Source organism: Roseivirga ehrenbergii, from assembly GCF_001593005.1.
Classification (GTDB): Bacteria; Bacteroidota; Bacteroidia; order Cytophagales; family Cyclobacteriaceae; genus Roseivirga; species Roseivirga ehrenbergii.
The window spans coordinates 226,702-241,801 of the sequence record NZ_LQZQ01000001.1 but is presented as its reverse complement, the minus strand read 5'-3'; the positions used below and the strand labels follow the sequence as shown (position 1 = coordinate 241,801).

The following is a 15,100-nucleotide window of genomic DNA, read 5'->3' as shown; positions in this document are numbered from 1 at the left end:
AATGATTCGCTTAAGTAAATTGAATCTTAACATTCATTATTTCTCTATTACTTCCTAAAAATTATTAATTTCAATTCATCAACCTTAAAATTAGAAATTATGGAAGAACAAGTAACAGGTCGCCAGATAGGGATTAAGTTCGGAGTTATCTTTGGCCTTGTAAGTACGTTATACACCTTAGCCATGGCGATGGCACGAATACAGTTGCCATTTGTAGGAATGTTTATTCAATGGGGTATTGTAATTGGAGTCTTTGTTTTTGCTTGTAAGGAATTCAAAGCAAACAATGGCAACATTATGTCATTCGGAAAGGGTTTTGGAATTCTGATGATGGTGTCTCTTATAGGTGGGTTAATTCGCTCTGTAGCCAGTTATGTTTACTTTATTGTAGACCCTGCGTATTTAGACTTCATTAAAGACGCACAACAAAACAGCCCATTCGGTCCTCCGCCAGATCAAGGAAATGCCGCGGATGTTGAAGGAATGATGGCATTCTTTACAAGCCCAGAGTTTATGGCCATCATGTCTTTTATTATGGCTATTTTCGCAGGATTGATCTTTGGCTTGATTGTTTCAGCCATAATGAAAAACGAAGAAGACGAATTCTAGAAAACATTGGTACAAGTTTCAGTAGTAATACCGCTTTATAACGAAGAAGAGTCGTTGCCTGAACTAGTAAATTGGATAAGCCGTGTCATGATTGAACACGGCTTATCTTATGAACTGGTAATGATAGACGATGGCAGTAGCGATAGTTCTTGGGAGCAAATCCAAAAGCTGTCTCCGAATTTCCCCATCAAAGGATTGAAATTCAATCGCAATTATGGAAAGTCGGCTGCCTTGAATGTAGGCTTTAAGCATTGCGAAGGTGATGTGGTAATTACTATGGACGCTGATTTGCAAGATAGTCCTGACGAAATTCCAGGCCTATATACCATGATCAAAGAAGGATATCATTTGGTGTCTGGCTGGAAGAAAAAGCGCCACGACCCAATTTCTAAAACCATTCCTTCTAAATTTTTTAATCGAATTACCCGAATTTTATCGGGTATCAAACTCCATGATTTTAATTGTGGTTTAAAAGCTTACGACCATAAACTGGTTAAAACGCTTGAGGTGTATGGCGAAATGCATCGTTACATTCCAGTAATCGCTAAGCGCAATGGCTTTACTAAAATTGGTGAAAAAGTAGTAGAGCACAGGGCGAGAAAATACGGTACTACCAAGTTTGGTTTGGAACGCTTCATCAACGGTTTCCTCGACCTAATTTCTATTTCTTTTGTGTCGCGTTACAAGAAAAGGCCAATGCACTTTTTTGGTACTTTGGGTACACTTTCTTTCCTCATTGGGTTTGTTTTTGTGGGGTGGATCTCATGGCAGAAAATTCATGCGATTTATATTCAAAAGAGTAATGTGTATAGAGATGTGGTGGATCAACCACTTTTCTTTTTAGCCATTGCGGCTATCATTATAGGTGTCCAGTTGTTTTTAGCAGGTTTTTTAGGCGAAATGATGACGATGAACTCGCAAAACAAAAACGACTATATTCTTGAAGACCAAATTGGTTTAGATAAGAAATGAGGTTTTATTCGGTAATCATTCCTGTTTACAATCGTCCCGATGAAGTAGATGAACTGCTCAAGTCTTTGACATTTCAAACCTACACTCAGTTTGAAGTAATTATTGTAGAGGACGGTTCGACTGAGAAATGTGACCAAGTGGTTGAGTCATATCAAAACCAACTTTCTATTCAATATTTCTTCAAAGAGAATTCAGGACAGGGCTTTTCAAGAAATTATGGTTTCGAAAGAGCCAAGGGAGATTACTTTGTAGTTTTTGATTCAGATTGCCTCATTCCCGCAGATTATTTTGAAAAAGTAAATCAGTTTTTAGATCATACTCCATTAGATGCTTTTGGTGGCCCTGATAAAGCGCACCCTTCATTTTCCCCATTACAGAAAGCCATTAGTTATTCTATGACTTCGCCTTTTACTACGGGTGGAATTAGAGGGAATAAGAAACATGCTGGCACTTTTCATCCGAGAAGCTTTAATATGGGTATTTCCAAAGAGGTGTTTGAAACTACAAAAGGCTACAAAATCACCCGAATGGGGGAAGATATCGAGTTTAGTATTCGAGTAATTGAAGCTGGTTTTAAAACAGGTTTAATTCCTGATGCCTTTGTTTATCATAAACGCAGAACCAGTTTCTCTCACTTTTATAAACAGCTACACTTTTTTGGCAGGGCACGGATTAACGTAAATCGTTTCTTTCCGGGAGAACTAAAAGCGATTCATGCTTTGCCTGCTGTTTTTGTGCTTGGGTTGTTTGTTTGGCTGACTACTATTTTCTATTCAACACTTCTATTTACCCTAGGAGGGGCACTGCTCACCTTATTTATATTCGCCATTTTCATCCATTCTTCTATACTGAATAAAAGCATGGATGTAGGTTTATTAAGTGTAACGGCAGCTTTCACCCAACTTACAGGTTATGGTATGGGTATGATTTCAGAAATATTGAAGCCTAGAGGCAATCAACCTTTCTCGCAGAAATAAATAATTTCATTAGCTGGAAGCGCATATTTTTTCACAGTTTCAGCTGGTAATTCCATCACAAATCGATCTTCTGTTACTTTAAAACCGGCCTTTTCCAATCGCTTGCCATAATCTAAACCAAATAACCGTACGTGGTCATTTTGCCAATAAACACGTTCACGCTCTTTAGGGTCGGTAATGGTGGGGTCTTCTAATGTTTCTTCTCGGCTATAATCTTGCGGAGACTGAATAATAGCCCAGCCGCCTGGTTTTAATACCCTATGAATTTCGCTCATGGCTTTGATGTCATCATCCACGTGCTCCATTACATGATTACAAAAAACCACATCAAAGGTATTGTCTTCAAAAGGGATATCATGAACGTCCATTTTCACATCGGCCAAAGGGGACTCTAAATCCGCAGTGGTATAATCAATATTTGACATTGCTTTAAATTTGTCGATAAAGCATAGTTCTGGGGCAATGTGCAGAAGTTTATGAGGGGCGGTAAAGAAACTCGTTCTTTCTTTTAAGTAGAGCCACATTAAACGATGCCGTTCTAACGAAAGCGAATCGGGGCAGAGGGCATTTTCTCTGGGGTTTAGTCTTCCGTATGGTAAAAATTTACGGTAGCTTATTTCACAAATTGGGCAGGTAACATTGTTGCCACGCATAAAAATGCTCACCACCTTTAACAGGTGATGACTAAAGAGCTGGAGGTATTTTCTAGGTACCTTTCTAATAACAAAACTGATGAATCTTTTCATTCGAACGATTTGCGCAAAGATAGAAGATAAGATTAAAAGCATGGCTTGCCACTGAAAGGAACATGCTGTTGTCTGCACTGAATATTTACCGTTTTTATAATTGAACCGTAGTCCGGTTAAACTAAACGTGTGTTAAAATCATCTAAGATCGACAGAAGGGGTTCGAGAAACTCATTGGTTTAAATAAACGTAATTCAGTGATTTTTAAACATATCGAGCCTTTTTGGCTTTTACTTTAGTGGCTGCATATTTCTATATATGGAATTGCAGAGACAGTTAATAGCCCTAGTTTTGCACATATTTTAAAACAATTATAAAAAGAGTCATGAGAAAAAAACTCATTATTATCGGTTTGGTTGTCGTTACAGCTATCGTTGTTGCCCTCACCGTATTTAAGACGGATGCCATTGAGGATACAGCATCATTATTTGCTACTGCTGAAAAAGGAGATTTTACTGTAGAAGTAACTACTACGGGAGAACTATCTGCCGAAAAGTCTACGAAAATCATGGGGCCAACTGCCGCAAGAGATTTCAATATTCGAAATATGACCATTACAAAATTGGTTGAAGAAGGCACCATTGTAAAGCAAGGCGATTACGTTGCTGATTTAGATAAAGCTGAACTTTTCGAAAAAATTCAATCAGAGAAGGATCAATTAGATGCTCAAATTGCCGAGTATGAGAACGCCAAGATAGATACGGCTCTTACTTTAGGTAGTGAAAGAGATAAGTTGATCAACTTAGATTACTCAATTGAAGAGAAACAATTACAAATTGAGCAATCGCAGTATGAGCCACCAGCAACGGTTAAGAAATATCAGAATGAATTGGAGAAGCTTTTGAGAGATAAAGAGCGAGCAATTGATAACTACGAACTTAAAGTTTCTCAGGCTAAGGCCAATATGATTGAAGAGACTGCGGATTTGAACAGAAGGAGAGCACGATATAATAGCGGATTAGAGTTATTAGAAAGCTTTACCATTTATGCACCACAAGATGGAATGGTGATTTATACAAAAGGATTTGGAGGAGAACGTATCGTTGAAGGATCTTCACTTAGCGGCTGGAGTCCTGAGGTTGCTGAACTTCCGGATTTATCGAGTATGATTTCAACTACTTATATTAATGAGGTTGATATTAGAAAAGTAAAAATTGGACAGCCTGTTCAGATTGGCTTAGATGCATTTCCTGATAAAAGACTTACTGGGAAAGTAACTAGAGTGGCTAGAGTGGGGCAGCAAAATCCAAATTCAGACGCTAAAGTGTTTGAGGTAATTGTAAGGGTAAATGAAAGTGATACTGAATTGAGACCATCAATGACCACTAGTAATGTTATTGTAACTCAAAAACTTACAGATGTAATACATGTGCCTTTAGAATGTCTACATGTTTACAATGACTCTATCAACTATGTGATTAAGAAAAACGGTACGCTTCAAGAGGTTAAGGTTGGTTTGACCAACAGTAACGAGGCCGTTATTGATTTGGGTGTTGAAGAAGGTGATGTATTATATTTAAGCAAACCAGAGTTTGCTGATGGAAAAGAGCCAGAATTAATTCCTGAGTTGAACGGTACAAGAATGCAGAAGTATGAAATCAATCCTAATGAAAACACTTTAGAAGATAACAGTAAATGGGTAATGCCTGACGGAACTCCAATGAGCCCAGAGATTATCCAAAGATTGAAAGATCAAGGAATAACAGATCCTTCTCAAATGCAAAACATGCAACGTGGGAATAGAGGAGGAGGAACTCGTGGTGGTGCAGCAGGAGGCGCTCGTGGTACTGGCGCTGAAGGAGCTACTAGAGGTGGGACTCCAAGTACATCACAGAAGTAATTATCCGATATGAACAAGCAAAGTTTATTATCTAATTTCTATATCGCACTGGAAGCAGTGCTTGCCAATCAGTTGCGCTCTTTGCTCACTGCCTTGGGGATCATCTTTGGGGTAGCCGCTGTAATCGCTATGCTGGCCATTGGTAATGGTGCCCAAAAGGAGATCTTAGAGCAAATTGAGCTGGTAGGGGTGAATAATATCATTATTCAGCCAGTAGTAGAGCAAACTGAGCAACGAATAGGAGAGTCTGATGAGAACGATAAAAAGAAATTCTCGCCAGGTTTAAAGTTGCTTGACGTTGAAAGCATTCGTGAAAGTGTTCCAGGTATTTCAAGGCTTAGCCCTGAAATTCTTTTAGAAACATACATTATTAAAAACGGGATAAGAAGGTCTTCAAAATTAGTTGGGGTAGAACCTAGCTATTTTCAGGTTGCCAACTTTGAATTAGATGCGGGTGATGTTTTTAATGAAAAGCAATTGAGAGTAGGTGCCCCAGTAGCTATTATTGGTAAAGGGATTCAAAGTAAATTCTTCCCTCAAGAAAACCCTATTGGCCAAAAGATTAAGGTAGGCTCTCAGTGGTTAGAGGTAATTGGCGTGCTTAAAGAAAGATTTATTTCAGAAAAAGCCATCTCTAACCTTGGTATTCGTGATTATAACATGGATGTATATGCTCCAATACAAACAGTTCTGGTGCGGTATATTAACCGAGACTTGGTGACGGGCTCTGGTTTGAAGAAGAGTTTTGGAGGCATAAGTGCTATGAATTTTGGAAGAGGTGGGCCGAGTATTACTATCTCTGGTGCTTCAACTGAGTCTGAAGATTCAGCACCTAAAAACTATCATCAAATTGATCGTTTGGTAGTTCAGGTTAGTGAGTCTGCTAAATTGAGCTCCACGGCTGAAGTACTTTCGAGGATGCTAGAAAGAAGGCATTTTGGAGTGATTGATTATGAAATTACTATTCCCGAGTTGCTCTTAAAACAACAACAACGGACACAGAATATTTTTAATATCGTGTTAGCAGCCATTGCCGCTATCTCACTTCTAGTAGGAGGGATTGGAATTATGAATATCATGTTAGCATCTGTAATGGAGAGGATCAAAGAAATTGGTCTGAGACTTTCAATTGGTGCAAAATCTACTGATATTGTTTCACAATTTTTATTTGAAGCTGTGTTAATTTCAGTAACAGGTGGTATTATAGGTGTGATTTTGGGTATTGCATTAGCCTTTGCGGTCTCATCCTTAGCTGACTTCCCAACCGAAATTAGCTTTGCTTCTATTGCAATATCATTTGGTGTGGCTGCTACTGTAGGACTTATTTTTGGGATTACTCCCGCTAGAAGAGCTGCAAGTCAAGATCCTATTACATCATTAAGACACGAATAAGATTCTAAAAACATTATGAAGAAGGTCATATTATTATCATTACTATTTATAGGTCTGTCTCAAGTATCCTTTTCCCAACAAAAAAGAGTCTTAACTCTGGAAGAGGTGATTCAGTTGGCAAAGGAAAACTCTAGAAGTGCTAAGAGAGCAGAAACACAGAGAACTTTAGGCTATTGGAGTTACAATGTTTATAAATCCCAATTAAAACCTCAATTGAGACTACAAGGGACATTACCAAATTACACTAATAGATCTATACCAGTTACACAGAATGATGGTTCTGTAGTATTTCGTAAGGTAAATCAGAATAATTCGGATTTAAGTCTTGGCTTAGAGCAAGTGTTGCCTTGGACTAACACTACAGTCTCATTCGAAACTAACTTAGCAAGGTTTGATGATTTTGATGGTGACAATAAATACTATCAAGGTGATCCCGTTGGTATTTCAATTACTCAGCCTTTGTTTAATGTAAACCCTTTTAAGTGGGATAGTAAGATCCAACCGTTGGAGTATGAACAATCAAAAAGGTCGTATGTCCAGTCTATGGAGCAAGCATCTCAAACCGCAGCGAACCTGTTTTTTAGATTGCTTGTTGAGCAGAAGAATCTACAGATCGCTTTACAGAATGCTCAGGCCAATGATACTGTTTTTAAAGTGGAACAAGGTCGTTATAACATTGGAACCTCGACTGAAGATCAATTATTACAAACAGAGCTTGATTTGTTAAACTCAGAAAGTGATGCTCAGCAGGCACAGTTAGAAGTTCAATCACTTTCACTTGAGTTAAGAAACTTTATTGGTCTTACGGAAAATGTTGATTTGGAGCTAATAGCACCCATGGAAGTCCCAGTTTTTGATATTGACTATGAAACGGCTTTGCAGTATGCTAAGGATAATAGAGCGGAGTATTTAGACTTTCAATTGGATAGACTACAGGCTGAACGTAATGTCGCGTCTGCACGGGCAACTCGCTTTAACGTGTCAATATCTGCTTCATATGGCTATAATAGTGCGCAAAGAGATGAGCTAAATGAAGTTTACCAATCAAGTAATGTAGCTGCTGGTTCACAATTCAGGTTGAGTTTTAATTTGCCTATCCTTGATGGTGGTAGAAATAAAGCTAGAATGAATCAGGCATATGAGCAGCAGAAGCTGACTGAGTTTACGATAGATCAAAATATGATTACTTTCGATCAGGAAATTGCAAATGCGGTAAGAAACTTCCAGCAAATTATTGAGCAAATAGAGTTGGCTAAAAAGAGTGAGGAAATAGCCTTGAAGCGTTTTGAGATTACTAACGGAAGGTATTTGGCGGGTAAAGTTGATATTCTTACGTTGACCAATGCTAGAACCAGCAAAGATAGTGCGATACGAAACTATGTTGCTGCTTTACAACAATACTGGGATGCTTATTATGAGTTAAGAACATTGACCTTGTATGATTTCAAAGACGATGTGCTTCTTTATAATGAACTATTGGAATACGATCCAAAAACAGATTCAGTAATAGAGAGAGCGAAGAAATAAAAAAAAAGCCCCGTAAGGGGCTTTTTACTTATAGGCCAGTATAATTAAATGGACTGATTTGTATCAGTTCATTTTTTATTTCTGCTGAAACTTCTAAAGTTAGAATAAACTCTTTCATTACTTCAGCAGTGATTTTTTGATTGGTTCTGGTCAAGCCTTTTAGCGCTTCGTAAGGTTTAGGGTAACCTTCTCTTCTAAGTATGGTTTGAATAGCCTCGGCAACAACTGCCCAGTTATCATCCAAGTCTGCATCAATAGCCGCTTGGTTTAACTCTAACTTCTTAATTCCTTTTTCAAGCGATTTTAAAGCGATAAGCGTATGGCCTAATGGCACTCCAATGTTCCGTAATACCGTAGAATCCGTTAAGTCTCTCTGTAGCCTTGAAATTGGTAGTTTGGCAGAAAGGTGTTCGAAGACTGCATTGGCAATTCCCAAGTTTCCTTCGGCATTTTCAAAGTCAATTGGGTTTACTTTGTGTGGCATGGCCGAAGAGCCTACTTCACCTGCTTTAATTTTTTGTTTGAAGTAATTCATAGACACATACTGCCAAACATCACGAGAGAAATCGATCAAAATGGTGTTAATCCTTTTCATATTATCGAAAAGGGCTGCAATATGATCGTAATGCTCAATTTGTGTGGTAGGGTGGCTGCGCTGTAAGCCAAGTGATTCTTTCACAAACTCATTACCAAAGTCAATCCAGTCGATGGCTGGGTAGGCCACGTGATGTGCATTAAAATTACCAGTAGCACCACCAAATTTTGCCGCAAAGGGTATGTCACCCAACAGAATCATTTGCTCTTCAATACGATTGCTAAACACCTGTATTTCTTTACCTAACCTGGTTGGAGAAGCAGGTTGACCATGCGTTTTGGCAAGCATAGAAATGTTTTTCCATGTTTCAGCCATTTCATTAATAGTGTTCTTCACCTCCAAAATAGAAGGTTCAATCACCTCGTGCATGGCCCTTTTTAAAGACAAAGGAATTGCGGTGTTATTAATATCCTGCGATGTTAACCCAAAATGAATGAATTCGATGTGTTTTGTAAGACCAAGTGCTTCAAACTTGTCTTTCAAAAAGTACTCAACCGCTTTTACATCATGATTCGTGGTTTTCTCAATTTCTTTGATGCTCAAGGCATCTGCCTCGGTGAAATTTATGTAGATAGCCCTAAGCGCATCAAAAACTTTGGGGTCCACATCTGATAATTGCGGAAGAGGAATTTCGCATAGAGCGATGAAATATTCTACTTCTACTTCAACGCGGTATTTAATTAGCGCAAATTCAGAAAAATATTCTGTGAGCGCATTGGTAACTCTTCTATAGCGACCGTCAATTGGCGAAATTGCCGTGAGTGTATTCAAATCCATTTTTTCGGTTTAAAAAGAAAGGGCAAAGATACTAAAATGTACTGGCTTGAACCTCCATTTTTGTAACTCTTCCATGGTTTCTGCATCTAAATTGGCAGAACAATTCATAGTTCAGCAGATGATGATTACTTTTGCATTCTTTTAAACTACTTTCTACGCATTGGTGTTGTTACACTGACAATTTCTATAAACAGAATTTAAAGCATGGCATTCGGATTATTCAAAAAAAAGCAGACAGAGAAAAGTGAAATTCCTTCGGTAAAAGCCGGACATTTAAACTTAACAGTAAAAGAAGTAGTAAACGAAACTGCTGATGCCATTAGCATTTACTTTGAACAACCAGCTTCTGGAAATATTAAGTACAAATCAGGTCAGTTTTTCACGCTTATCGCCAACATTAATGGAAAGCAAGAACGAAGAGCATATTCACTTTGTACTTCACCATTTGTAGACGATTACCCAGCTGTAACAGTAAAGCGTGTTGAAGGTGGTTTGATGTCAAATCATTTGGGTGATAACTTGAAAGCAGGTGATGTAATGGAGGTCTTAGAGCCTATAGGAAACTTTACTACTACTTTCGATTCCAATAACGAAAGGCATATTGTTCTTTTTGGTGGCGGAAGTGGAATTACACCTTTAATGTCGATTGCTAAATCCGCGTTGAATCAAGAACCAAAATCAAAGGTTTCTCTTATTTATGCCAACAGAGATGCTGATTCAATTATTTTCAAATCTGCTTTGACGCAAATGGAAATTGATAATCCAGAGTGCTTTAAGGTAGTACATGTGCTAGGCGAAGCACCACCTGAATGGAAAGGTTACAAAGGCTTGCTCACTCAAGAAATTATTAAAGAAGCGCTGGATATGTTGCCTAAAATGGAAGAAGGGCAAACAGAATTCTTTATGTGTGGCCCAGGTCCAATGATGGATATTGTAGAGTCATCATTGTCTAATCTAAATATTCCGAAGACTCAAGTTCATAAAGAAAGTTTTACTTCGGATGCGGCTAAGAAGAAGGAGAATGAGCCTGTGAGCAATGAGATTATTGCGCGCGAAGTAACCGTCATTTATGACGGTGAAGAATTCAAATACATTGTTGAACCTGGCGAGACTATCCTTGAAAAAGGTTTGGATGAAGATATTGATTTGCCTTTCTCTTGCCAAAGCGGATTATGTACAGCATGCCGTGGTAAATGTGTGTCTGGAAAAGTGAAAATGGATGAAGATGAAGGGCTTTCTGAAGCCGAACTGAACGAAGGTTATGTGCTTCCATGTGTGAGTCACCCGCTTACCGATGATGTTGTTATTGAAATTGGTTAGTCCTTTCTGAAATTTTTCAGAACTTTTAGCAGGGGTTATTGGTCTTATATTAGTGCGGATTGAAAAAAGTAAATGCGTACTATTAAAATGATTAATTAAGAAACGCCCTTGCTTCATTATGAGTTCTTCAACAGATCAGGTTTTACTTCTTAATACTCTTTTAGACAATTACCTAAAGGTAAGAGCACTAACCAACGAACTTTGCGAGCCTTTGCAACCAGAGGACTTTGTGGTGCAGCCTGTGGTAGATGTTAGTCCTCCCAAATGGCATTTGGCGCATACCACTTGGTTTTTTGAAAACTTCGTTTTGAAACCTAATATGGTTGATTACAAAGTCTTCGACAAAGATTATCATTTCCTGTTCAACAGCTATTATGAAACTGAAGGCGAGCGCTGGATTCGTTCCGAACGAGGAGCATTATCACGTCCTTGGGTAAACGAAATTATGGCTTATCGTTCGTATGTAGATGAGCACATGAAACATTTTCTTTCTGCAGAAGAGGAGGTTGATGATGAGGTTATCGAAGTATTGAAAATTGGTCTCCATCACGAACAGCAGCACCAAGAATTACTGGTTTACGACCTCAAACATATTTTGGGGATCAATCCATTATTTCCAGTTTATAAATCCTTTCAGGCGGAAAAACATCAGCCGAATCTTGCAGAGAATTTTCTTGAAGTAGAAGAAGGTGTTTATACCGTTGGCTATCAAGGGAATGATTTCCATTTCGATAATGAGAAAGGTGTGCATAAGGTTTTTCTTCACCGCTATCGAATTCAAGATCGGTTGATCACCAATGGTGAGTTCATGGAATTTATTGAAGCTGGTGGTTACCAAGACTTCAATCATTGGTTGATGGAAGGTTTTGAATGGGTGAAGAGGGAGAATATTCGAGCTCCATTTTATTGGCTTAAGCAAGGTGGGGCTTGGAAGCATTATACCTTAGCGGGCTTAGAAGATATTAACCCAGATGAACCTGTAAGCCATGTGAGCTTTTATGAGGCAGATGCTTTTGCCAAATGGAAGGGCAAACGTTTGCCTACAGAGTTTGAATGGGAAGTAGCTTGCAAATTGCACGAACCTGAAATTCCAAAATCGGCCAATTTTGTGGACGACCGAAATTTTAGGCCTATGCCTCGCCAGGGTAAAAACACTCAATTCTACGGAGATGTCTGGGAATGGACAAATAGTGCTTATTTAGCTTATCCGTTTTACGAAAAGCCAGAAGGAGCGCTAGGGGAGTATAATGGTAAGTTTATGATTAATACCATGGTACTCCGAGGTGGTTCATATGCTACAAGTCGTAACCATATCCGTCCCACATACCGAAACTTTTTTCATCCACACCTACGTTGGCAGTTCACAGGAATCCGACTAGCAGAAAACTTTTAACCTATGAGCGATACTACCGCTACACTTTCCACCTTTGCAAAGGATATTCATTCAGGACTTGCTTCAAACCCGAAATATCTTTCCTCAAAATACTTTTATGACGAAAAGGGCGATCAGCTTTTTCAGTCTATTATGAATTTGGAAGAGTATTACCTGACCCGTTGCGAATTCGAAATATTTGATCAGCAGAAGGCAGAAATTCTAAAAAGTTTCTTGGCTAATGATACGAGTTTCAAACTTGTAGAGTTAGGCGCTGGAGATGGTACAAAGACGAAAATATTACTAAAGCATTTTACAAACGAAGGGGTAGATTTTTCCTATTCACCAATTGATATCTCGCAACATGTGCTGGATATTCTCTCAGATGATTTAAAGAAGTCAATTCCAAAACTACAGGTAAATGCTATTCAGGGAGATTATTTCGATGCCTTAGCTAAACTTAATGAAAACCATTTTCAGAAAGAGGTGGTATTATTTCTAGGCTCAAATATTGGGAATTTCTCCAACGGGTCAGCACCGAAATTTCTAAAAAGGTTGGGTGATAACTTAAGTTCTGGAGACCTTCTTTTTATTGGGTTTGATTTAATGAAAGATCCTAACGTGATCTTAAGTGCCTATAATGATAAGTTAGGGGTGACTAAAGAGTTCAACATTAATTTACTCAGAAGAATCAACAACGAACTTGGTGCTAATTTCAATTTAGAGAGTTTCGAACATTTTCCAACCTATGACCCCATAACAGGCGAAACTAAGAGTCATCTAATCAGCAATAGAGCACAAGAGGTTTTTATTGAAGCTACAGGCGAAACTTATTCATTCGATGCTTGGGAAGCAATTCACACGGAAGTGTCACAGAAGTATAGCTTGAAAAGTATTCGTCAGTTTGCTGAGCAAGCAGGCTTTAAGGTAGTGAGGAATTTTACTGATAAAAATAATTACTACGTAGACTCGCTTTGGCAGAAAATCTAAAGTGGTTTAAACTGTTCAAAAGCCTGATTACAATTGTGACAGAAATGTAAGGAACGACAAAGCGCTGGGCCAAAAGGCGTTTTCATTTCTGTATTGGTGCTATCGCAATAAGGGCATTTTGAGTGCTCTAATAAATCAATATCGACAATCAAATTGTGTTTTGGAGGAGGAGCAAGACCGAACTTCTTTAGGGCAGCTCGGCCTTTATCAGAAATCATGTTAGAATTCCACTGAGTTTCAAAAGAAAGATGGACATCGAAATCGTCAATTCCATTTTTTTGGAGTGTTTCTTCAACGTCCCGTTTCATGTAGTCCATGGCAGGGCAACCTGAGAAAGTTGGTGTCATATTTACTTTAACTTTCCCAGATGCCTGAATTTCAATTCCAGTAATTACTCCCAAATCGTTGAGCGAAAGCACAGGGATTTCAGGATCCATAACTTCATCTAGCCATGTCCTAATTTCTTCCACTGATATGTCCTTCGTTTTGCTCATTGTGCTTTCACAACATTATGTCCGATCAAAAGTTTCTCCAAATGACAAATGACAAATGACAAATGACAAATGACAAATGACAAATGACAAATGACAAATGACAAATGACTTCTTACCAATCAGCCGTAGGATCCATTTTAAATACTTCCGACATCTCGTCTAGTAAAGGCTGAAGGTGCTCGGTGTGCTTCCCATAACGGCCGCCATACACTGGAGTGATGCTATTTAAATCCGGCATTTTTAAGCTTGTTTCTTTCAGAATCGCGCTAATCTGTTCGATCCACTCTTCTTTGATTACTTCTTCGCCACGGAAAATATCTTCCTTAATTAATTCGGCTTCGAACTTAGAAGGTTCAAAAATCCCCAAAGCATAAGGCATGGCTTCTTCTAGCGAATTCTGAAGTCTAGAAACACTTTCTTCAGTAGCAGAACCCAATTGCTTCATCCAAATTTTGGCGTGCATCGTATGATACTTGATCTCGCCCTTAATCTTCTTGGCTAATAGCGACAATGGCTCATAAGATGAACTCGCCAAATGTGTAAACCTGATTTGCTCGGCCATATCAAATAAGAAATGCCTGATTAAGCTAAAATCATATTCACCGTTCGGTAATTCTACCAACTGGCAATTGTGGAACTGGTCGGCATTTCGCATAAAAGCAACCATGTCTGGTTCTGATTCTCCCAACTCTTCGAGTAGTTTATAAATCTGCCAACTTTGACCCACCTTATCTTGTGCCATAGAAGAAAAAGCAATGTCTTCTTCTAACAGAGGACCAAAACCTGTCCATTCAGAGTTACGATGACCTAAAATGAGCTGATCGTCAGCGATTTTATAAAGTAAATCTTTTAATGCTTCTGTGTTCATCTCTAAGCTTGTTGTTCTTTAAATGCTTTGATTTTGTCGCTTGCTTTATAGTCAATCGCGTCACGGTATTTTTTCTCTTTCAGGGTATCCCAAATGTCACGATCGTCTTCGTCAGAAGCTAAAACATGTTCAGACTTCACTACCCAAACATTGAATACTGGTTTGTCCGATTGAAAGTCTTCTTTCGCTTTCGCTAATGCATCTTCATAGTCCTTGGCCATTACGCTTCCCGCATACTTATGCTGCTTGCCACGTTTAGCCAAATGGAAAATCTCGAAACTTTCGCGTTCTACTCCAGAGGCTCTATTATTTACCAGATTGTAAACATCCTCATTGTTATCAGTATACTCCGACACCTTTATGTTTTCGGTTTTAATTACGCAAAGCGCATTGCAGAACATGCCTCTTCGGCTAAACTGTTCTTTCGCGAATAGGAAAGCCATTTCCTCGTTAGGTGCGTGAACAGGGCCAGCGTGCTCAAAAGGCTTGCCTTCTTTGGTTTCTATAAAAGCCTCATAGGTCTCAAACTGGTCGAGGTTTCCTTTTTCAATAATTTGAGTGTCGGTGGATTCGTCAATACCAAGACGGGTTACCCGTGGGTCTAATGATTTCAAATTCATA

The 15,100-nt window shown here is 38.7% G+C and carries 14 protein-coding genes; 9 read left to right on the top strand and 5 right to left on the bottom strand.

What is annotated here, in order from left to right; all coding sequences use genetic code 11:
- Nucleotides 1-99 precede the first annotated feature (99 nt).
- Genes MB14_RS01120 through MB14_RS01110 form a run of 3 tightly spaced genes read left to right on the top strand, consistent with a single transcriptional unit; the run spans nt 100 to nt 2,558 of the window.
- Nucleotides 100-609, top strand: coding sequence for a DUF4199 domain-containing protein (locus MB14_RS01120; RefSeq protein ID WP_062587797.1), 510 nt, complete (start codon nt 100-102; stop codon nt 607-609).
- Between the two features lie 6 nt (nt 610-615).
- A complete protein-coding gene (locus MB14_RS01115; RefSeq protein ID WP_062587795.1) occupies nt 616-1,581 on the top strand; it encodes a glycosyltransferase family 2 protein in 966 nt (321 codons plus the stop codon).
- Complete coding sequence (locus MB14_RS01110; RefSeq protein ID WP_062587793.1) at nt 1,578-2,558, top strand: glycosyltransferase family 2 protein; 981 nt, start codon at nt 1,578-1,580, stop codon at nt 2,556-2,558. Before MB14_RS01115 ends, MB14_RS01110 begins: the two co-directional genes overlap by 4 nt.
- Here the strand turns inward: MB14_RS01110 and MB14_RS01105 are convergent.
- Complete coding sequence (locus tag MB14_RS01105; protein WP_062587791.1) at nt 2,537-3,304, bottom strand: class I SAM-dependent methyltransferase; 768 nt, start codon at nt 3,302-3,304, stop codon at nt 2,537-2,539. The two genes, MB14_RS01110 and MB14_RS01105, sit on opposite strands and share 22 nt — an antisense overlap.
- 325 nt (nt 3,305-3,629) lie before the next feature.
- Between MB14_RS01105 and MB14_RS01100 the strand changes: the two genes are divergently transcribed.
- The 3 genes from MB14_RS01100 to MB14_RS01090 are packed head-to-tail and all read left to right on the top strand — an operon-like array spanning nt 3,630 to nt 8,063.
- The gene (locus tag MB14_RS01100) at nt 3,630-5,144 is read left to right on the top strand and encodes an efflux RND transporter periplasmic adaptor subunit (protein ID WP_062587790.1); all 1,515 of its coding nucleotides are present in this window, start codon (nt 3,630-3,632) and stop codon (nt 5,142-5,144) included.
- A 9-nt stretch (nt 5,145-5,153) separates the two neighbouring features.
- Nucleotides 5,154-6,536 carry an ABC transporter permease gene (locus tag MB14_RS01095; protein ID WP_062587788.1) on the top strand — a complete coding sequence of 461 codons (1,383 nt, stop codon included), beginning with the start codon at nt 5,154-5,156 and terminating at the stop codon, nt 6,534-6,536.
- Nucleotides 6,537-6,551: 15 nt separating this feature from the next.
- Entirely contained in the window at nt 6,552-8,063 is a 1,512-nt protein-coding gene (locus MB14_RS01090; protein ID WP_062587786.1) for a TolC family protein, read from the top strand.
- 28 nt (nt 8,064-8,091) lie between these two features.
- Here MB14_RS01090 and purB read toward each other — a convergent pair whose 3' ends face one another.
- A complete protein-coding gene (gene purB / locus MB14_RS01085) occupies nt 8,092-9,435 on the bottom strand; it encodes an adenylosuccinate lyase (RefSeq protein ID WP_062587785.1) in 1,344 nt (447 codons plus the stop codon).
- Between the two features lie 204 nt (nt 9,436-9,639).
- Here purB and MB14_RS01080 point away from each other — a divergent pair, with 204 nt between their 5' ends.
- From MB14_RS01080 to egtD, 3 genes are all read left to right on the top strand, one after another.
- On the top strand, nt 9,640-10,755 hold the full coding sequence (locus MB14_RS01080; protein WP_062587783.1) for a ferredoxin--NADP reductase: 1,116 nt from the start codon (nt 9,640-9,642) through the stop codon (nt 10,753-10,755).
- A 118-nt stretch (nt 10,756-10,873) separates the two neighbouring features.
- The gene (gene egtB, locus MB14_RS01075) at nt 10,874-12,148 is read left to right on the top strand and encodes an ergothioneine biosynthesis protein EgtB (RefSeq protein ID WP_062587781.1); all 1,275 of its coding nucleotides are present in this window, start codon (nt 10,874-10,876) and stop codon (nt 12,146-12,148) included.
- Between the two features lie 3 nt (nt 12,149-12,151).
- Nucleotides 12,152-13,117, top strand: coding sequence for an L-histidine N(alpha)-methyltransferase (egtD, locus tag MB14_RS01070; protein ID WP_062587780.1), 966 nt, complete (start codon nt 12,152-12,154; stop codon nt 13,115-13,117).
- Here egtD and paaD read toward each other — a convergent pair.
- The 3 genes from paaD to MB14_RS01055 form a co-directional block, all read right to left on the bottom strand.
- A complete protein-coding gene (paaD, locus tag MB14_RS01065) occupies nt 13,114-13,611 on the bottom strand; it encodes a 1,2-phenylacetyl-CoA epoxidase subunit PaaD (protein WP_062587778.1) in 498 nt (165 codons plus the stop codon). The genes egtD and paaD overlap by 4 nt on opposite strands.
- A gap of 112 nt (nt 13,612-13,723) precedes the next feature.
- The gene (gene paaC, locus MB14_RS01060; RefSeq protein ID WP_062587775.1) at nt 13,724-14,479 is read right to left on the bottom strand and encodes a 1,2-phenylacetyl-CoA epoxidase subunit PaaC; all 756 of its coding nucleotides are present in this window, start codon (nt 14,477-14,479) and stop codon (nt 13,724-13,726) included.
- A gap of 2 nt (nt 14,480-14,481) precedes the next feature.
- Nucleotides 14,482-15,099, bottom strand: coding sequence for a 1,2-phenylacetyl-CoA epoxidase subunit PaaB (locus MB14_RS01055; RefSeq protein WP_062587773.1), 618 nt, complete (start codon nt 15,097-15,099; stop codon nt 14,482-14,484).
- Nucleotide 15,100: the final 1 nt, after the last annotated feature.